This is a genomic window from Erythrobacter dokdonensis DSW-74, from assembly GCF_001677335.1.
In the GTDB taxonomy this organism is placed as follows: domain Bacteria; phylum Pseudomonadota; class Alphaproteobacteria; order Sphingomonadales; family Sphingomonadaceae; genus Erythrobacter; species Erythrobacter dokdonensis.
The window spans coordinates 311,293-328,994 of the sequence record NZ_LZYB01000003.1 but is presented as its reverse complement, the minus strand read 5'-3'; the positions used below and the strand labels follow the sequence as shown (position 1 = coordinate 328,994).

19 protein-coding genes are annotated in these 17,702 nt (G+C 62.0%); 8 read left to right on the top strand and 11 right to left on the bottom strand.

What is annotated here, in order from left to right; translation table 11 throughout:
• Window positions 1–352 precede the first annotated feature (352 nt).
• Window positions 353–1,252 carry a glycosyltransferase family 2 protein gene (locus I603_RS07940; RefSeq protein WP_068863837.1) on the top strand — a complete coding sequence of 300 codons (900 nt, stop codon included), beginning with the start codon at window positions 353–355 and terminating at the stop codon, window positions 1,250–1,252.
• A 115-nt stretch (window positions 1,253–1,367) separates the two neighbouring features.
• Here the strand turns inward: I603_RS07940 and I603_RS07935 are convergent, their stop codons facing one another.
• Window positions 1,368–2,312, bottom strand: coding sequence for a CgeB family protein (locus tag I603_RS07935; protein ID WP_068863835.1), 945 nt, complete (start codon window positions 2,310–2,312; stop codon window positions 1,368–1,370).
• Window positions 2,313–2,356: 44 nt separating this feature from the next.
• Window positions 2,357–2,851, bottom strand: a complete 495-nt coding sequence (locus I603_RS14885; RefSeq protein ID WP_068863833.1) for an acyltransferase — start codon at window positions 2,849–2,851, stop codon at window positions 2,357–2,359.
• A 79-nt stretch (window positions 2,852–2,930) separates the two neighbouring features.
• Here I603_RS14885 and I603_RS14275 point away from each other — a divergent pair, with 79 nt between their 5' ends.
• A complete protein-coding gene (locus I603_RS14275; protein ID WP_232305313.1) occupies window positions 2,931–3,692 on the top strand; it encodes an SGNH/GDSL hydrolase family protein in 762 nt (253 codons plus the stop codon).
• Between the two features lie 18 nt (window positions 3,693–3,710).
• Here the strand turns inward: I603_RS14275 and I603_RS07920 are convergent, their stop codons facing one another.
• The 5 genes from I603_RS07920 to rfbA are packed head-to-tail and all read right to left on the bottom strand — an operon-like array spanning window position 3,711 to window position 8,178.
• Window positions 3,711–4,835: an acyltransferase family protein gene (locus I603_RS07920; RefSeq protein WP_068863829.1), complete on the bottom strand. Its 1,125-nt coding sequence runs from the start codon at window positions 4,833–4,835 to the stop codon at window positions 3,711–3,713.
• On the bottom strand, window positions 4,835–5,893 hold the full coding sequence (rfbB, locus tag I603_RS07915; RefSeq protein WP_068863827.1) for a dTDP-glucose 4,6-dehydratase: 1,059 nt from the start codon (window positions 5,891–5,893) through the stop codon (window positions 4,835–4,837). The genes I603_RS07920 and rfbB overlap by 1 nt, the downstream gene beginning before the upstream one ends.
• A complete protein-coding gene (gene rfbD / locus I603_RS07910; RefSeq protein WP_068863826.1) occupies window positions 5,886–6,743 on the bottom strand; it encodes a dTDP-4-dehydrorhamnose reductase in 858 nt (285 codons plus the stop codon). The genes rfbB and rfbD overlap by 8 nt, the downstream gene beginning before the upstream one ends.
• A complete protein-coding gene (rfbC, locus tag I603_RS07905) occupies window positions 6,740–7,285 on the bottom strand; it encodes a dTDP-4-dehydrorhamnose 3,5-epimerase (RefSeq protein ID WP_068863824.1) in 546 nt (181 codons plus the stop codon). Before rfbC ends, rfbD begins: the two co-directional genes overlap by 4 nt.
• A complete protein-coding gene (rfbA, locus tag I603_RS07900) occupies window positions 7,282–8,178 on the bottom strand; it encodes a glucose-1-phosphate thymidylyltransferase RfbA (protein WP_068863822.1) in 897 nt (298 codons plus the stop codon). The genes rfbC and rfbA overlap by 4 nt, the downstream gene beginning before the upstream one ends.
• A 236-nt stretch (window positions 8,179–8,414) precedes the next feature.
• Between rfbA and I603_RS07895 the strand changes: the two genes are divergently transcribed.
• Together I603_RS07895 and I603_RS07890 are read left to right on the top strand one after the other, a co-directional pair.
• Window positions 8,415–9,521: a nucleotidyltransferase family protein gene (locus I603_RS07895; RefSeq protein WP_158093627.1), complete on the top strand. Its 1,107-nt coding sequence runs from the start codon at window positions 8,415–8,417 to the stop codon at window positions 9,519–9,521.
• 41 nt (window positions 9,522–9,562) lie between these two features.
• On the top strand, window positions 9,563–11,221 hold the full coding sequence (locus I603_RS07890; protein WP_068863818.1) for an ABC transporter ATP-binding protein: 1,659 nt from the start codon (window positions 9,563–9,565) through the stop codon (window positions 11,219–11,221).
• On the opposite strand, the gene I603_RS07885 is transcribed toward I603_RS07890, so the two are convergent.
• From I603_RS07885 to I603_RS07875, 4 genes are all read right to left on the bottom strand, one after another.
• Complete coding sequence (locus I603_RS07885; protein WP_068863816.1) at window positions 11,218–11,493, bottom strand: PqqD family protein; 276 nt, start codon at window positions 11,491–11,493, stop codon at window positions 11,218–11,220. The two genes, I603_RS07890 and I603_RS07885, sit on opposite strands and share 4 nt — an antisense overlap.
• Window positions 11,480–12,343: a hypothetical protein gene (locus I603_RS07880; RefSeq protein ID WP_143736674.1), complete on the bottom strand. Its 864-nt coding sequence runs from the start codon at window positions 12,341–12,343 to the stop codon at window positions 11,480–11,482. The genes I603_RS07885 and I603_RS07880 overlap by 14 nt, the downstream gene beginning before the upstream one ends.
• Before the next feature lie 101 nt (window positions 12,344–12,444).
• On the bottom strand, window positions 12,445–12,570 hold the full coding sequence (locus I603_RS14925) for a lasso RiPP family leader peptide-containing protein (RefSeq protein ID WP_143736675.1): 126 nt from the start codon (window positions 12,568–12,570) through the stop codon (window positions 12,445–12,447).
• A gap of 45 nt (window positions 12,571–12,615) precedes the next feature.
• Entirely contained in the window at window positions 12,616–14,478 is a 1,863-nt protein-coding gene (locus I603_RS07875) for an asparagine synthetase B family protein (protein WP_086621729.1), read from the bottom strand.
• Between the two features lie 77 nt (window positions 14,479–14,555).
• Here I603_RS07875 and I603_RS14270 point away from each other — a divergent pair, with 77 nt between their 5' ends.
• The 4 genes from I603_RS14270 (at window position 14,556) to I603_RS07860 (ending at window position 17,698) form a co-directional block, all read left to right on the top strand.
• Window positions 14,556–15,116 carry a lasso peptide biosynthesis B2 protein gene (locus I603_RS14270; protein WP_084439970.1) on the top strand — a complete coding sequence of 187 codons (561 nt, stop codon included), beginning with the start codon at window positions 14,556–14,558 and terminating at the stop codon, window positions 15,114–15,116.
• A gap of 108 nt (window positions 15,117–15,224) precedes the next feature.
• The gene (locus tag I603_RS07870) at window positions 15,225–15,494 is read left to right on the top strand and encodes a hypothetical protein (protein ID WP_143736676.1); all 270 of its coding nucleotides are present in this window, start codon (window positions 15,225–15,227) and stop codon (window positions 15,492–15,494) included.
• Window positions 15,495–15,617: 123 nt separating this feature from the next.
• Entirely contained in the window at window positions 15,618–16,967 is a 1,350-nt protein-coding gene (locus tag I603_RS07865) for an O-antigen ligase family protein (RefSeq protein ID WP_143736677.1), read from the top strand.
• The gene (locus I603_RS07860) at window positions 16,964–17,698 is read left to right on the top strand and encodes a hypothetical protein (RefSeq protein ID WP_068863806.1); all 735 of its coding nucleotides are present in this window, start codon (window positions 16,964–16,966) and stop codon (window positions 17,696–17,698) included. The genes I603_RS07865 and I603_RS07860 overlap by 4 nt, the downstream gene beginning before the upstream one ends.
• The last annotated feature ends 4 nt before the right edge of the window (window positions 17,699–17,702 follow it).

Here is a 17,702-nt window from a genome sequence, read left to right as displayed (position 1 = left end):
TGCTGGTCTTGTCCGTCCCATGTCCGTCCGTTGGACCCGCCGGCCGGGCTGAAGTCGCTTGGTCCGTGTTCGATTCGCGCGAGAGATGCGCCGCTTTGTCATGCCGGGTAACGTCTATGCAAGCCGCATGTTTCGCAGGGAACGGTCATGAGAACTCGAAAGGCGCGCACCGGTTTTCCCGTGCCCCTTTTTTGACCACCGACCACCCAGATGAACACTCCGCGCCACCGGCAAAAACCTCTGGACCCTGTGCTACGCCACTTGTAGTGCCATCGGCGATCGCGAGCCCCTGTCTCTGCCGGAAAATCGGGACAAGCCTTACTTCGAGAAACGGTATCATGGGATTTTCGTTGTGGACGACCTGAAATGCACGATCATTATCCCGGCCTATAATGCGGGGCTTTTCGTTGAACGGGCGATCGCCAGCGCACGTGCGCAAGGGTCGACTGAAGAGGTGCGGATCATCGTCGTCGATGACGGTTCGACCGACGACACGGCAGCACGCGTCAAGGCGCAAGGCATGGCAGAGCTGGTTCAGCAGCCCAACGGAGGCGTCTCGGCTGCACGAAATGCCGGACTTGCGCTCGCGACGGGTGAATACATCATATTTCTCGACGCCGACGATGAACTCCTGCCTGACGCGCTGGAGCATCACCGCAACGCGATGGAAGCCCACCCCCACGCCGTGATGGTATTCGGTTCCAATCATATCATTACCGAAACCGGTGAGATCATCCGCAGCAACGAAACGGTTCCCTACGAAACGCGTGATTTCATGCGGACCGCGATGCACGTCACTCCCAGCCCGTCACAGGCCATGATGCGCCGCGCGGCGGTGGCGGCCGCCGGGGGCTATGACCCGGACCTCAAGGGCGCCGAGGATTGCGATCTGTCGCTGAGACTGCTGCAACACGGGGCGATCGTCTGCCACGGCCATTACGTGATGAACTATCGCCGGCATTCCGGGCAAGCTACCGGCCGCCCGTCGAAGGTCCTTCAGGAGCACATGCGGATGCTGCAGCGCCGGCTCAATGATCCGGCCGCACCGACAGACCCCAAGGACAGGCAGCAACTGGTCCGCAAGTGGCAACGCCACTATGGCCAATTCATGCCGCTCGAAATGACGAGACTGACCGTGACCGGGAATATTGGTGAGGCTCTTAAGGCCGCCCGCCACTTCACCAGCGCCCTGCCCGCAAGCGCTGTCGGCGCGGCAAGCTTTCTCCGCCAGCGGCTCTTCGCCAGAAACTGAGGCTGATCGGCACGGGTCGCCATCGGGCCGGGCTGGTGCGAGGCTTCCGACCGGCTCGATTGAGGTGTCTGCGGCACATGGAGCGCAGGGCAGCTGGCCGGGCTTGCCGGTGACCTCAGCCGCGCCAGGCGCGGGCCAGTTCGTCGATGATCGTTGTCGCCCTTGCCCGCCAACCGTGATGTTCGCGGGTCAAGCGCATCGCCTCGCGGGTTGCCGCCCACGCCGCGTCATCGCCCTGATCGGCATCATATCTTGAGGCAAGGTCGCTGCCATCCCCGGCAACCTCGAGCAAGCTGTCGCGCGGCAGGAGCGCCTCAAATTCGCCCGAGGCAGGCAAGGTGCCCAACAGCCGGCAGCCCGCCGCCAGCCCCTCAAAATAGCGCATCAGCAACGGACTATAGCCGCCCGACCGCTCTGGCTCAGGCGGCGTGACGACGAAGTAGCGAGAACGCGCTGCCAGAAGCCCAAGATCTCTCGGATCATCCAGAAAGCCGGTCGTTTCGCGATACTGGTAGTTCAGCCCCCGCTGCTCGCTAAGCGCCAGCAGCGACCGATGCAGCATCGGGTCGCGCCGCCCCATCCACAAAATGTCGATATCGCGCGCGACCTCCCGGGGGCGGAATACCTCGGTATCGCAGGCAAAGGGGAGGTAGATATAGCGGGTCCGCCCCCCTTTGGCCTCGAGATCGCGCAGCGCCTCGGCATAGGGCACGAAGACCAGATCGTGACCGAATAACCGGTCCGCCTGCGCGATCCGGTCGATCGCGTGCTTCCACGGATCGACGTAAAACACCGCACGAAGCACCCGGCCCGCCGCCCAGGACAGCGCCTGCAACGGCCATTCCGGCCGCGCCTTGCCGTGCATCGAAAAAAACGCGTCCATCTTCTGCGCACGCCCGGCTAGACGCAAATATTCGCCCGCGGTGCTCAAGCCGGGCGGCGGCGGCGCAAGGATCTCGCCAGCTCCAAGCGCGTGCAGGTCAGCAAACAGCGGGTCCGAAAGTAGCGTCCAATTGATCCCGCGCGGCAGCTTTTCGTTAGAGAGCAGGCCGATCTTCATCGTTTACCCCTTGTCGCAACGAAATTCCCTGAAGAGAGCCGCATCTAGGAACCCATACGATTGGGGAGATCAGCCGCCAGCGGATCGCTCGAGCGAATCCGCCGCTCCGTCTCGTCGGCATCAAGGAAGCGGCCATAAGTTCCCACTTCGATGTCACTGCGAATCACCTTGGCCGGGTTTCCGGCCACGATCGAGCGCGGCGGCACATCCTTGGTGACCACGCTGCCGGCTCCGACCACGCAATTGTCGCCAACCTTGATGCCGGGCAGAATGATACTTTCCCCGCCGATGAAGCAGTTCCGGCCAATCCGGGTGTGCATGTACATCCCGCGTGTGCGGTCATGCGTCAGTATCCGCGCGTTGAAGGCGACATAGGTATACTCGCCGATGTGCACTCCCTTCGGAAAGGTCATGTCCGGCTTGGCACTAAGGGACATCTCCACAGTCGGGTGTATGTCCATTTTCATTACACCCCGGAAGAAACGCAGGCGCGTCCCGGTGAGGAGTTTGCGCAGGAACGACAGACGGGCGAGGCTCATAGTAACATTCCTTTACGTGCTATGCTCGCTATCGCGCTGCCGCTTGACCCAAATCGATTGGACGCGCAATCCTCGATTGGTGCAGACCCAAAGCCGCTTTCCGAAGCACGCCAGAATGATTGCGCTGGCTGTTGCCGCAGTGCTGCTCGGGCTGGCTGCACTGTTGTGGCCGGAGGTTCCGCAGTGGAGAATCGCGGGGACGGTGAGCGCGAGGACATCATCTGTCACTCAACTGCCCGGGCCGTTGGCGTGCCCCAGCCCGGGCTACAGGATAACCATCCTTGGTGATAGCCACGTGGCAGGCAGCCGGATGAGGGCCGCCGGCCTGCCGTTCGGCGCAGTGCTCGAACAAGAGCTTGCTCGGGGGGTGAAGGTTACAAGCTACGGCATCGGCGGAGCAACCGCAGCAGGCGGCGAGCGACGCTGGCGCGCCAGCAATCTGCCCGAGGCCGATCTTGTGGTTATCGCTTATGGAACCAACGATGCCGCGCCACGCGGCTGGCTGAGGCGCAAGAAGCCCGTACCAATTGCGGCCTACAAAACTGCGATGACGCGACAGATCAGGGCTTTGCGTGCACGCGGCGCGCAAGTCATCCTGATGGCGCCTCCACCGGGAGGAAGCATGGCGATCAATCACAGGCTCGCCCCCTATCGGATGGCAGCACGCGACATCGCACGCGCCGAGAATATCCCGATGCTCGATCCTGCCGACGCTTTTGCATCCTGTTCAGGGTCGGAACCCCTGCTGACTCATGATGCCCTGCATATGAATCCGGCAGGGCATCAGTGCCTTGGTCGTTGGCTCGCGCGGCAATTGTGTCCGACCGCAGTTGCGCCATGATGATTGCGGCGCCCCGGTTCATCGCGGCTGCCTGGTCACTTCGGCAGAGTACCGCGCTCGGCCTGACAACAAGGCCCCAAGCCGGACGGCAAGGGGGTCAACCTTGTCCAGCGCACGGCGCTCGACGATGAGCCACGAAAATGCGGCGAGCGTAAGGGTGATAGGCAGGGCAGCAAGGATGTTAGCAGCAGGCGTCATGCCCGGCAGAAAATGCACGAGCCCCTGCTGCACCGGAAAAGCGTAGATGTAGAGGCCGTAGGAATAATCCCCGACCCGATTGTAGACGAGCAGCGGGCCCTTGACTGCGAAACCGAACCAGATCGTCGAGTACCCGACAGCGACCATGATCATGGGCAGCAGCGCGGCAGTTTTCATCACAAGTGCCACAAGCAGCCACAGCACGACAGCGATCCGAATATCCACCGGCAAGCGGTCTCGCCACACATAGGCCAGAACACCCAGACCAAAGGGGAATGCAAGATGCGCCAGCATGTCGAGGCGATAGGCCAGTCCCGACGCCGGCGCCCAGCCTAGGCTGACAAGAAATGCAGCCGCAAGCCCTGCAAAAACCAGCGTGAACGCGGCACGGCTGCGCAGCAATCCCAGCACACCCAGGGCAAAGAGGCCGAAGTAACAAACCACCTCGTAGAACAGCGTCCACAAGCTGCCATTGATGGCCGGCCCCATCGGATTATCCTCAAACACGCCCGGCAGCGAGAATTGCAGGAAGTACAGGCTGAGGTTGCCCGGCACGTAGAGCAGGGTCGCCGGATCGGTCAGATAGTCCGGCAAGGTTCGGGTGGTCAGCATCGCTCCGGCCATGACTGTCAGCACCAGAACGATGGCCAATCCCGGGAAGAGACGCATCACCCTCGCGATTGCGAACCGCCAGTGACTGCTTGCACGGTCGAAGCTGCGCGCAATCAGCAGGCCAGACAGGACAAAGAACACCGCAACGGCGTGGCCGCCCAGCGATAGACCCGTTTGCGGTTCAAGCGGTTCCACGGAACCGCTGCCGAGCGCGATAGGGAAAGCATGCGACACAAGGACCGCGCAAGCTGCAAGCACCCTGATCAGGTTGAGATTGTTGTCACGGCCTGCCAGAAGCTCGGCCAGAACCGGTCGGGGCATTGACATTTTCATCAGGCCTGCACCTGCCCGACCAGCGGACGCCACCATTGTTCGTTGTCGAGGTACCATCGTAGGGTTTGCTGCAGTCCATCCTCGAAGGTGTGCGCGGGTGCGTAGCCCAGTTCGGCGCGGGCCTTGGTTTCGTCGATGGCGTAGCGCCGGTCGTGTCCGGCTCGGTCGGTGACGAAGGTCTTGAGGCTGGCGGTCGGCTCACCCCTGGCGGCGGGCGCATCGGGGTAGCGCTGTGCCAGCCCGTCGACCTCGGCGAAGGCACAGTCGACTTCGGTGCAGACGCGATCGATCACAGTCATGTTGGGCAGTTCCGCCCCGCCGCCGATATTATAGGTCTCTCCCGGCACGCCGCGCGCGAGGCACGCCTCGATCCCGCGGCAATGATCCTCGACATGCAGCCAGTCGCGCACGTTCATGCCATCGCCATAAATCGGCAGGTTGCGCCCGTGCAGCGCGTTGAGCAGGAACAGCGGGATCAGCTTTTCGGGATACTGGTAGGGCCCGTAATTGTTCGAGCAATTGCTCGTCGTCACCTCGAGCCCGAAGGTGTGATGATAGGCGCGAACGAGGTGGTCGGACGCCGCTTTCGATGCCGAATAGGGTGAGTTGGGCGCATAAGGCGTGGTCTCGGAAAAAGCCGGATCATTCGGGCCGAGCGAGCCGAATACCTCGTCGGTCGAGATGTGGTGAAAGCGGTGCGGCACGCCGCTGCCCGCCAGCCAGACCGCGCGTGCGGCCTTCAGCAGGCTATTGGTGCCGAGGATATTGGTGTCGATGAAGGCATCCGGCCCGCTGATCGAACGGTCGACATGGCTTTCCGCAGCAAAATGCACCAGCGTGGTGATCTCGTGATCGCGCAGCAGGGCTTCTACGAGCGCGGTGTCACGAATGTCGCCGACCACCAGTTCGGCCTTGCTGCCTTCGAGCGTCGAGCGGTTGCCGGCATAGGTCAGCGCATCGAGCACCACCACGCGGGCGTCAGGGTGCCGGGCATTCCAGTAATGCACGAAATTGCCGCCGATGAATCCGGCGCCACCGGTAACAAGCAGATTAGCCAAGCTTTGCTTCCTCTTCGAGCATCAGCCGCAGATTGGTGCGCCAGTGAACCGGCGCGTCTGCCAGAAAGGTGCGGGTGGCGCTGCAATCAAGCAGCGAGAATGCCGGACGCCGCGCAGGCGTGGGATATTCGGCGCTGGTGATCGCGTGGATCACCGGAACCTTCGCAATCAGGCCCAGCGCATGGGCCTCCTCGGCGATGGCGACGGCGAATTCGTGCCACGTTGCCACTCCGTCGTCGCAATGGTGGAAGATTCCGGTCGCGCCTTTCTCGGTCAGCCCCCAGATGGTGCGAGCAAGGCCGGTGGCCCAAGTCGGCGCACCCACCTGGTCGGCAACCACCCGTAATTCGTCGCGCTCCTTCATGAGCCGGATCATGGTGCGCACGAAATTGGCACCGCCCGCTTCATAGACCCAGGCGGTTCGCACCAGCAGGTCCTCGGGGCGCAATTTGTCCTCTCCCTCTGCCTTGGTGCGTCCATAGACGGACAGGGGGTTGCGAACGTCAGAGGGCTGGTACGGGTCGCTCGACTGGCCGTCGAAAACGAAATCTGTCGACACATGGACAAGCTTTCCGCCCGTTTCGGCCATGGCCTCGACCATCGCCTCGACCGCCTCCGTATTGATCGCATGGGCGATATCTGGCTCGCTCTCGGCCCGGTCGACCGCAGTGTAGGCGGCCGCGTTGAGAATAACGTCCGGGGATTCTACGACCAGCCGGGCGCGCAGCATCTCGACCTCGGTGAAGTCGCAATCGTCGGCATCAATCGCGTTGATTTCAGCCCATGCAGGGGCCAGCCGGGTCAATGCGCCGCCAAGCTGGCCGCCCGCTCCGGTAATCAGTACCTTCATGCAAACACCGGTACATCGGCGAGACAAAGCCCGCGCGCGTCCTTTTCGGAGATAATGGGATCAAGGCCGGTCACCGGCCAGTCGATCCCGACCGCCGGATCGTTCCATGCCAGCGTATATTCGCTTTGCGGCGCGTAAGGCGCTGTACACTTGTAGAGAAAATCCGTGTCGTCCTCGAGGGTGAGGAACCCGTGAGCAAAGCCTTCAGGCACCCAGAACATGCGTTTGTTATCGGCGCTGAGTTCCACCCCGACCCACTGGCCGAAAGTCGGCGAGGACTTGCGCAGATCGACCGCGACATCGAACACCGCGCCTTGCGTCACCCGCACCAGTTTGCCCTGCGCCCCCGGATTCTGGAAATGCAGGCCGCGCAGAACGCCCCTCTGCGAGCGACTGTGATTGTCCTGCACAAAGGCAAGGTCGAGCCCGGCCGCGCCAAATGCCGCAGCGTTCCATGTCTCCATGAAGAAGCCGCGTTCATCGCCAAACACGCGTGGCTCGATGATCAGAACACCCGGCAGAGCGGTTTCGATGATGTTCACGCGGGCACCGTCTCTTCGAGCACCTTGAGAAGGTATTCACCATAGCCCGACTTGCGCAGCGGCTCAGCGATTTCCCGCAGCCGGTCGGAGGTGATAAAGCCCTGCCGCCAGGCGATTTCTTCGGGGCATGAAATCTTTAGCCCCTGCCGCTCCTCGGTGATGCGGACATAGGTCCCGGCATCGAGCAGCGAGGCATGGGTGCCCGTATCGAGCCACGCAAAGCCGCGCCCCATGATCTCGACAGCCATTGTGCCCTCATCCAGGTACAGCCGGTTCAGATCGGTGATTTCGAGTTCACCGCGTGCCGAAGGCTTCAGATCCCGCGCCCGGTCGACAACGGTTTCGTCATAGAAGTAAAGACCTGTCACAGCATAGTTCGACTTGGGGACCTTGGGCTTTTCCTCGATCGAGATCGCTTTGCCGCTGGCATCGAATTCAACCACGCCGAACGCCTGCGGATCGGTCACCCGGTAAGCGAAAATGCTTGCCCCGGTCGTGCGCGCGCTTGCGCTCTTGAGCAATTGCGGCAGGCCATGACCGTAAAAAATATTGTCGCCGAGAATAAGTGCGCTGGGGCCGCCCTTCACGAAATCCGCGCCGATGTGAAACGCTTGCGCAAGACCTTCGGGCCTGGGCTGCACCGCATAGCTCAACGAGACGCCGAAATCGGAACCATCGCCCAGCACACGCCGAAACTGATCTGCATCTTCGGGGGTGGTGATGATCAGGATTTCACGGATGCCCGCCAGCATGAGCGTGCTGAGCGGATAATAGACCATCGGCTTGTCAAAGATCGGCATGAGCTGCTTGGAGACGCCCCGCGTCAACGGGTAGAGCCGCGTCCCGGAACCGCCGGCAAGGATGATGCCACGCCTGATGCAATCGGTCGCCATATGAAAAGAAAACCCCGCCTTGCGATTGAGCTGCGTTGCACTTGCCGCATTGCAGCATGGGAAAAGTGGGTCAATCGCTAATCTGTGAGGCAGATGCGCGCCCCACAAAAACAGTGGCAACCCCCCCAGTATGGGCTAAGGGCAGCCACGCTACCGTGAGCAGCGGGGAAAAGCGAGTGCAACGGGTGGATAGCGCTGGGTCGATCGCAAGGGCGGACAGGTTCCTTGCCGACTGTGTGCGAGCCACACTTCGCGGAAGCGATTGCCCGCCCTGGTCGCAAGAGCTCGACGGCGCCCAGGCGGAAGTCATTTCGCGGATCGACTTTCATGGGATCGCGTTACTGCTCGCGGGCAGCATGCCAGACAGTCTGCCAAGGGTCCTTCAAGAGAGCATCCTCGAACAAGCCCGACTGCAGGCATTGTGGGAAATCAGCCATGGCCAGCGCGTGGCGCAACTGGTTGAGGCGCTGCATGCGCGGGGTTTCGAACCGCTGCTCATGAAGGGCACGGCCATCGCCTACTCCTGCTACGATGATCCGGCGATGCGCAGGCGCGGCGATACCGACATTGTCCTTGCTGGTGCCGAACGGGACAACGCACGTCGCTGCCTGCGGGCGCTCGGATTCCGTCCCCGCGGACACCATTTTGGGCTTCAGGAAGCATGGGTCGTGGATGCGCAAGGCGGGTTCACGCACGAGGTTGATGTCCATTGGGCAATGAGCTCATCAACGACGCTGGCTGCCGCGCTCGCGCAAAACGGCTTCGAGACGCGTACCATCGCTCTGCCCCGGCTATCGGCGAATGCGCGCAGCCTTGGGCTTGTCGACAATATCCTCATGATTTGCATCAATCGTCAGGCGCACAACATGTTAGGATATCACATTGAGGGCGAGAGAGTTTTCGATTCCGAAAGACTGATCTGGGCAGTAGATCTCGACCTCATGTGTGCCCGTCTCGACGCGAGTGACTGGTCCCTGCTGAGCGATATCTCACACAGGAGCGGTGCTGCCGGGACGGTTCTTGCCGGACTGCTATTTGCTCGCGATCGCCTGGGAACGGGCATTCCCGACAGGTGTATCGATTCCCTGTCTGCAGAAACGGCCGAAGGCCCGGTGTCCCGGTATCTGGCGCAGCAATCGAACTTTCAGAGGTTCAGACAGGATTTTGCGGCTGCTCCTGATTGGGGGATCCGGCGCGGCCTCGTGCTGCGGCAAGTCTTCCCGGAACGCGACGTGTTGGAGGACCGCTTTCCCGACAAGCGGCACTGGCCGAACGTTGCGTTGTATACGTGGCGCCTGCTGCAATCGGCCTCTGCGCTTTTGCGTTTTGGCCGGAACGGTTAGGAAAGCAGCTTTCGCATGCCGAACATGGAGCCGGGTGTCTCGTGAACCTGAACTTGCTTTGGAACAGGGCGCGCCCGTTCATCGGCGAGATCGCGACGCTCAGCGGCCTTTCGCTGCTCAGTTCGCTGGCGGCTCTGGCAATCCCCTGGCTTGCCGGCAACTTCCTTGCCGGTGTTGTCGGAGATGTCGGCGATGATCTCTATCCGACTGTCGCGCTGCTGCTGACCGCGCTCGTAACTCTGGCGATCATCAATATTGTCGTTGCGGTGCTGTCGGAACATGCTTCGGGCCGGATCCTCGCCGGCCTTCGCCGCGAGGTCTATGCCCATATCCAGGCGATGCCCCTGTCATTTCACGATCATAGCCGCAGCGGAGATCTCCTTGCATTGATGACCTATGAGGTCGAGAATCTCAGCCGGTTCCTCACGGCGACACTGGCCAACGTGCCGGCCATGATCATGACTGCGGCCGGAGCATCCCTGCTGCTCTTCCTGATCGATCCCACGATCGGATTGATCGTGCCCATCATCGTACCGGTCTTCTTCATTCTCGCCAGATTGTTCGGTCGCCGATTGCGCAATGCGTCTCGTCGCTTCCGCAAGGCCGAAACCGATCTCATCATGCTGGCGGAAAGCGATCTGGAGATGATTTCAGCGACAAAGGCTTTCGCTACCGAGGACAGCTTCCAGCAGCGATACGGCGAAGCGATCGAAAAGGCGCGCGTCCTGGCCGTGGCTCAGGCCCGCCTGGCTGCGGTGCTCGGACCGGCCCTCGCGCTAGCAGCGGCGATCGCGGCGATTGCCATCCTCGTCGCCGGCAACGGGCAGATCGATAACGGGGGACGCACTCCCGGCGAAGTCTTTACCTTCCTGCTCTATGCAGCGCTGCTTACCCGTCCGGTGGGCGGACTGGCAGAAACCTACGGCGCATTCCAGATTGCGCGCGGGACGCTGGCACGGCTCGAGAACGTGCTCTCAAAACCGATCGAGGATGGTTACGCCGGGACCGTTCGGTTGGGTCGAGCGCAGGGCGCGATCCGCTTGGAGAACGTCAAATTCGCCTATCCCGGTCGCCCCACGATTTTCGACGGACTAAATCTTTCGATCGCACCGGGACAGATCGTCGCACTGACCGGCGAGAACGGACTGGGGAAGTCCACGCTGGTTCGCCTGTTGCTGCGCTTTTACGAAATCGATTCCGGCCGCATAACGCTCGACGGGATCGATATTTCTGACCTGCAGATACAAGATCTCAGGCGTCAGTTCGGCTACGTGCCGCAGCAGCCCCTGCTATTCAACGGGACTATAGCGCAAAACATCGCCTTCGACGCGACGGATCCCGATCCGGTTGCGCTGAAGCGAGCAATCGATCTGGCCCAGGCATCGGAATTCATCGACCGCCTGCCACACGGGCTTTCCACCAGGGTCGGCGATCACGGAGTGCGGCTGTCCGGCGGCCAGCGCCAGCGCATTGCCCTTGCCCGCGCCTTGCTGCGCGATCCGCCGATCTACATCCTCGACGAAGCGACCAGCATGTACGACCTCGACAGCGAGGCGGCCTTTGTCGAAGCCTGCATTGGTGCCCTGAAAGGCCGCACAGTGATCATAATCTCGCATCGGCCCGCAAGCCTTGCCCTTGCCGACAGGGTGCTCGATGCCACCGACCTTCGCCTCGGTGGTCAGGCGCCAGAGCCGGGTTAGGCAGGTCGGATAAGATCGCGTTCAAGAAGGTCACGGGCAAGCACCAGTACATCCTGCTCGATCTGTTCGTAAGGGGCCGCAAACTCGGATTCGACAAGAAGGCTCAGATCGCGAATGGAGCAAGCCCCCTGCGTCAGGCGGCTCCAGACTCTGCTGCCGACTTCATTAAGGCCGAAATACTGCCCACTGGATAAATCGAGCAGCACCATTTCTCCCGCTACCTCGCGCGAGACGACATCGGTTGACACCACAAAACTTTCATCGGCTTGCATCACTACCCCCAGGCGAGTCCGATCCCTTGACGATCACTTCGAGAACGCTGGCCAGTTCGGAATATCTGCGCGGGTAGTCAAGCGCGGAACACGGTATTCTTTCGGAGAGGTCCGCAATGCGACAGAAATGCGCATTGAGCCTCTGCCGGTCCTCTACATCAAGAATGAAGGAGTGAAGCAACATCTGCTTGAGCGCCGCCGGCGGGGAGAGACGCTCGCAATGCAGGGGGGCATCGGGGTCATTGCCGAGCAGGTACATGTGGGAGAGAGGTGCCGGCTGGCTGCGGAATGCAAGCCCTGCTTCGGCAGACACGCTATGCTTGCGAACCGGATCCGCGGACATTGCATGATCGCCCAGAATAAAGGCCGCGCTATCAGCAAAAAGACGGACCGATGCGCTTTTCGGTTGCAGGTCATAGCCCTCGGGCGAAGCAACCAGTTCGATCACATCCTCGGTCAGCAAAGGGTAACCGTGCTTGGCAAGAGCAGCGGCCAGTGTGGTCTTTCCGCTGCGGGAAAGGCCAAGGAATGCTACGGCACGGCCATCGATTGCCACGGAGCTGCCATGCAGAAAAAGACCGCCGCAATGGTTGCCGAGCATCGGCAGGATGGAATTGCGGTAGAGGTTATCGATATGCTGCGGATCGGCCTCGGGTGTCGGACAGCAGCGGACTATCTCCGCCGCCAACGAAACTTCGAAATCCGCTTCACCAGGGAAGCGGATGAGGAACCCTTCAGGCAGGCGCCGGAACTCGGCCATCACCTCGCCCGCGGGCGTTATCCAGCTGTCATATGGGGGGCTGGAAAGCGGCGCTTGCAAACGTGCAGGAGCGGGATCGAGGCGAATCACCTAGTGAACTCAGCCTTCCAGTTGTTCAGGCAAGCTGCTCCGAAAACGCAAACAGCCCCGCTCTGGGAGCGGGGCCGCCATCGAAACCTGAAATGACCGGGTCAGGAACGGCGCGAGCGTCCGCCGTCACGGATAGTGCCACTGCTTCCGCCGGTAAGATTACGAACCGATCCAAACACTTCAAGCCGCGGCGCCTTGTATTCCGCTTTCGCTTCGGGCTTATTCATTCCAAGTCTCCGATCAACGTAGGACAGGATGCCTTAACGGCTAGTCTAATGCGCGTGCTCCAAAAAACACGCGGCTGCGTAAGTGCCATATATCTGCCAAGTTAAACTCGCGTCAACCGTTGTCTCGACTCTCTCGCCAAATTGCCTGACAAAGCAATCGTGGTTCACCAGGTCATCGAGGACCTGAGCGCCGACCCCAGTGATGTAGGAGCACATCATCCGGTTCGTGTCGTCGAAATCGAAGGCCGCCTTGGTGTCGCGCTCGATTACGATGTCCGGCAGAAATCCCCGCATCGCAAGGCGATGAGTGTATTTGTTGATGCCCCGGCGCATGCGGGCATATTCGGGCGTCGCGGCGCTGAACTCGACGAATTGCCGCGACAGGAACGGAAAGCGCAGCTCAAGGCCGTTGCTGGCGGGCTGACGCAGCATCGTTGCCCGGCTGTAAAGCGACCAAGGGTAGGCGAAACGGAGCCGGCGCTCACGCAGGTCCGGATTATCGGGCAAGGATTCGCGATAATGCGCGGCCAGTTCCGCCACCTGATCGCGCAGGTGTGGCTTGAGCCAAGCAGGGGCGACTGGCGCGCTCGTCTTGTCCCGATTCAAGAGCGCCCTGATGCCCCGACGCAAGGTCGAGGGCAGCAAGCCGGAGACTCCCCCCCGCGCCGCTAACGGGAGAGTATTCTGCCAGCCATGGACCGCCACATCCTCCCGCAGCGCGCGCATGAACCCTGCCCCATCGCGACGCGCGGCAAAATCCCGAAAGTAGCTTCTCGATCCGCCAAGCCACTCGTCTCCGCCGAGTCCCGTAACCAGCACACGGGCACCATTTTCGGAGGCACAGCGTTCAAGTTCGAACGACATCGCGCCATTGCTGGGCGGCGGCAATTCCTGGTCGGTTCGTGATTGCTCCACGTACCAATCGCATGGCGGATGGAAAATCGGCACTTCCTCAACGCGCCGAGCAATATGGTCCGCCACGGCCCGTGCATAGGGGACTTCATAGGAGGGCGTCCCTTCCTCGCCGACAAGGGTATAGCCGGAAAAATCGGGGGCGAGCAGTTCGCCCTGACGGTGAAGGTGATCTACCGCCGCGAAAATGGCCGAGGAATCGAGCCCGCCGCTTACCTCGATTGCCAGCGGCGCGCAGGAGCGCGACGACCTTCGTACCGCATCGAACAGTTCCCAGCGGTGCCGCTCGGCATATTCCGCATCTGTGCGGTAACGGATCGGGACCTCGGTGGGGAGTTCATAGTAGCGCCTGGTCACAAATCGCGCGCCGTCGCAACTGAGCCAATGCGCATGGGCCAGCGACTCAAGATCCTGCCAAGCTGTTTGTTCGGCATTGTAGAGCTCGCCCGCCATAAGGCTGGCAAGAAAACCGAAATTGGGCTCAGGCTTGCGATCAAGCGCTGTGATGATGGCAGCGATGTCGGAGGCGAGAAGCAGGCGGTCGCCGTCGCGGTAGTGAAACAATGGCTTCAGGCCGAGGTGATCGCGGGCACCGAAGAGCCGCTGGCGCCGCCAATCGGCAATGACGAAAGCAAACTCGCCGTCGCAATGGCCAACACACGCCTCGCCCCATGTCTCGTAGGCACGCAGCACCAGTTCGGCATCGGAGCGATTGCGCAGGATAGCACCGCGGGACAGGAGATCGCTGCGCAGCTCCTCCCAGTTTGCCAGAAAACCGTCGAACGCAATGGCCAGACCGCCATTCTCGTTGGCCAGAGGCTGCGCGGCTTCGCGCGATTCGGTCGTGGTGTGCAGAACACAGGCGGCGAGCCCCAGGGAACCCTTGACCAGCATCGCTGTGGCATCGTGTCGTCGCGGCGACAGGCCTTCGACCATTCGTCCCAACTGATCGCTACTGACCGGGTCGGGCGAGAAGATGGCGGCAATTCCCGTCAATCCGCTTACCCCCTTTCCGACGCCGCAATTCCGCCAAGGGTTGGCCCGCTGGCTGCGGCTGTGGCATTAGGCGGACAATGTCTGCCCCGCAACCATCGCCGATCCCGCCGGAAGGGTCCGGACCACGCCTTCGGGACCTTGGCTGGCTGCCCGCCTATTGTGCGAGGGGACTGGCGGAGCTGGTTCGCGCCCGAATCGTTTTCGCACGCCTGGAAGCACGCGATATCAAGCTCCGAAACGAGCGCGCGGAAGCACAGGCGAGAGCCCAAGTCGTGCCGGAACCGTCACATATTGCGCGCATCGCCTATGTTCTTCCGCGGTTATCCGCGCGATTGCCTTGGCGCAGCGACTGCCTCGTTCAGGCGATCGCCGGACAGAACTGGCTGGGTTCCGCCGGTCTTGCCAGCGAAATCCAGATCGGCGTGCAACGGTCGTCCGAAAGTGGCTTCGGTGCCCATGCCTGGCTGGTACATGACGGGAAATTGGTAAGCGGAGGAGATATAAGTCCTTATGAGCCGCTGCTTGCCAACAGCGTGCTTGCCACGAATACCGGTCGCAGCAGTTCGGTGAGTTCGGAGGAGGCGCCCGACCCCAAGCAAACAAAGCGGGCTGGCTCGACTCCGGTTTCGGACCGATAGGCGCGACGAGGCAAACCACGCGTTTACCTTTTTTTCCTAGAGATGGTTGCCAATCTTGCCGCAGTGCAGTACGTATCTTTCCGCATTCAGGTTCAAGAGGGCTCTAAGATGATGAAGCTTGCCTCCCGCATGATGATGGCCGCTGCCGCCGCGACAATGGTGGTGACCCCTATTGCTGCGCAGGCTAACACTCGCGCCGGAGACAGCAACGCTGTCTACAGCACAGCTTCCGCACCCGGCCTCGGCCGTGAGGCGAAAGGCGAGTCGGCCAAGAGCGGGACCAGCATCATTCTCCTTCTGCTCGCTAGCGCTGCGATCATCGGCGGCATTATTCTGGCTTCCAATTCCGATGACGACGGTCAGTCGCCCGGCACTTGATCGGGATCTGTTATTGAAAGCCCAAGGGCACGATGAAAAGGCCCGGTACCTAGTGCCGGGCCTTTTCATTTGCGGCGAAATGCTGCAACACGACAGCGCCTAATCAGGACCAAAGGCTCGACTTTGGACAAAAGCCTCGCACAACGGATACCCTTCTTCACCATCGCCGCTGTGCTGCTGGTGGCCTTCGCGCTTGGTGGTGGAGGTAGTCGTCAGGGCCTAGCCAATCTGCTCGTACAGCTGACGGCCGTCGCAGCCTTGGTTCCGCATCGCGCCGCCGTTCTGCAATTCTGGCGTACCAGTCCTCTGCCTCTCCGGATGTTGATCGGCCTGTCGCTGCTCCTGCCGCTACTGCAGATCATTCCGCTGCCTGCCGCTATGTGGACCGCATTGCCGGGCCGCGAACTCGTAGCGCGCTCGCTGGAGATGACCGACGGCAATGGCTGGCAGGCCATGAGCGTCAATCCGCTGCGCACCGCGCTCGCGGTGACGGCCCTGGTGACCCCGTTGACGGTGCTCGCGATCGGCTGGAGCCTGCCGCGTGATCGTCTCATTACGCTTGGCTGGATGGCTGCCGGTCTGGGGCTCGTGACAGTGCTTTTCGGCCTCGCGCAGCTCGGAGCCGCCAGCGACAGCGGCACTCTTTTTGGAGCGCGCAGTCCGGGAAAGGTTCTGCTCGGTACCTTCGCCAATCGCAACTCGACCGGGTTACTGCTCGGGTTTGCACTGGCGTTGGCAGCCCTGCTGCCGGCACCGCGACCGCATCCCGCTGTTCCGCTGGTGCGAGCGGTGCTGTGTGCGCTGCTGGTGCTCGCCATCATCCTGACCAAGTCACGCACCGCAATGGCGCTTGCGGCCATTCCACTTGGATTGGCAGGGATCAAGGCCCTGTGGTGGGCCTTGCGCGAACGTCGCGCCGCAGCGGCCAAAGGCGGCCAGCGTCCGCTGGCTATCGTCATCGGCGCCCTTGCCTTGCTGGCCCTGGGGGGAACCGGATTGGTCGTCGCTGCCCCCGGCCGGATCGGTGAAGCCTTCGAGCGATTTGAAGCCAGAGACGATCCGCGACGCTACATCTGGGACGACGCGACCTATGCCGCCACGCGTTACTGGCCGGTGGGCGCCGGCACAGGCACCTTCGACGAGGTGTTCCAGGTTGACGAATCGCTGGAGAACCTGACCCAGCGCACCGCGGGCCGGGCGCATAATGATTACCTTGAACTGGCGATAGAATCGGGTCTGGCCGGGCTGGTGCTTGCCGCCTTCTGGATCGTGCTGGTGGGCTGGCTGAGCTGGCGCGCGCGACTGTCCTCGCAACGCTGGGCGGCCTGGGCCGGAAGCTCTTTCCTGCTCGCGATCGCGCTGCAATCGATCACAGACTATCCGTTGCGCAACCAGACTGTCCTTGCCTTTGCCGGTTTTGCCCTATTGCTGCTGGCACGGATTGCCTCAGATCAGCGGAAGGTGCCAGCATGATCGGCCGATTGACCTGGCTGGCGAGCCTGCTGGCGTTTGCGGTGTTAACCGCCTTCCTCCAGATCGACCGGCAGGCCGACATGACCCCGTCGCTCGCCCCGACGATTCCGCAGCCGCTACGGAACTACGCCCAGCCCCGCATTGCCGCCGCCGCCGCGGAGAGCACGGATACAGCCAAGGCGCTCGAAGAGGCGAAGCGGCTGGTTCGGCGCCGCCCGGTTCCGGCCGAACATCTGACCTTGCTCGCAGTGGCCCAGACCAAGGCCGGCCAGGCAGAGCAGGCCGGGATGACGATCCAGATTGCCGCCCAGCGCGGCTGGCGCGAGCCGATTGCTCAGGAAGCGGTTCTGCGTCTCGCCCTCGCCGCTGGCGACGAGCCCGAGGCAGCACGCCGCTTTGCTGCGCTGTTTCTGCGCAGAGCCACCCCGAACGGCCTGTTGCAGGAGCTGGCCCCAGCGGTTCTTGACCAGACCAATGGTCCCGGCCAGCGGACGCTGGTCGACATCATCAACGGGACTGACCGCTGGCACAATACCTTCCTGCGCCGCGGCATCCAGGTCATGACGCCTGCCGCCTTTGCCGACATCGCCACCGCGAGCATGGCTCGGGGTACCCAGTTCGACTGCGCCATCCTGTCACAGACGCTCAAAGCGCTGCGGCAGACCGACGCGGCATCGGCCGACCGAGTCGCAGATGCCGCGCTCGAGGATTGCCCGCAGCTCGGCGCCTGAGCGC

Bases quoted from the DNA above. Each gene is read 5' to 3' on its own strand.
- I603_RS07885 (WP_068863816.1), bottom strand. From the start codon at position 11,493: ATGCAAGCCGATGAAAGTTTTGTGGTGTCAACCGATGTCGTCTCGCGC.
- I603_RS07920 (WP_068863829.1), bottom strand. From the start codon at position 4,835: ATGAAAATGTCAATGCCCCGACCGGTTCTGGCCGAGCTTCTGGCAGGC.
- I603_RS14885 (WP_068863833.1), bottom strand. From the start codon at position 2,851: ATGAGCCTCGCCCGTCTGTCGTTCCTGCGCAAACTCCTCACCGGGACG.
- I603_RS07860 (WP_068863806.1), top strand. From the start codon at position 16,964: ATGATCGGCCGATTGACCTGGCTGGCGAGCCTGCTGGCGTTTGCGGTG.
- I603_RS14925 (WP_143736675.1), bottom strand. From the start codon at position 12,570: ATGAATAAGCCCGAAGCGAAAGCGGAATACAAGGCGCCGCGGCTTGAA.
- rfbA (WP_068863822.1), bottom strand. From the start codon at position 8,178: ATGGCGACCGATTGCATCAGGCGTGGCATCATCCTTGCCGGCGGTTCC.
- rfbD (WP_068863826.1), bottom strand. From the start codon at position 6,743: ATGAAGGTACTGATTACCGGAGCGGGCGGCCAGCTTGGCGGCGCATTG.
- I603_RS07935 (WP_068863835.1), bottom strand. From the start codon at position 2,312: ATGAAGATCGGCCTGCTCTCTAACGAAAAGCTGCCGCGCGGGATCAAT.
- I603_RS07870 (WP_143736676.1), top strand. From the start codon at position 15,225: ATGATGAAGCTTGCCTCCCGCATGATGATGGCCGCTGCCGCCGCGACA.
- I603_RS14270 (WP_084439970.1), top strand. From the start codon at position 14,556: ATGTCTGCCCCGCAACCATCGCCGATCCCGCCGGAAGGGTCCGGACCA.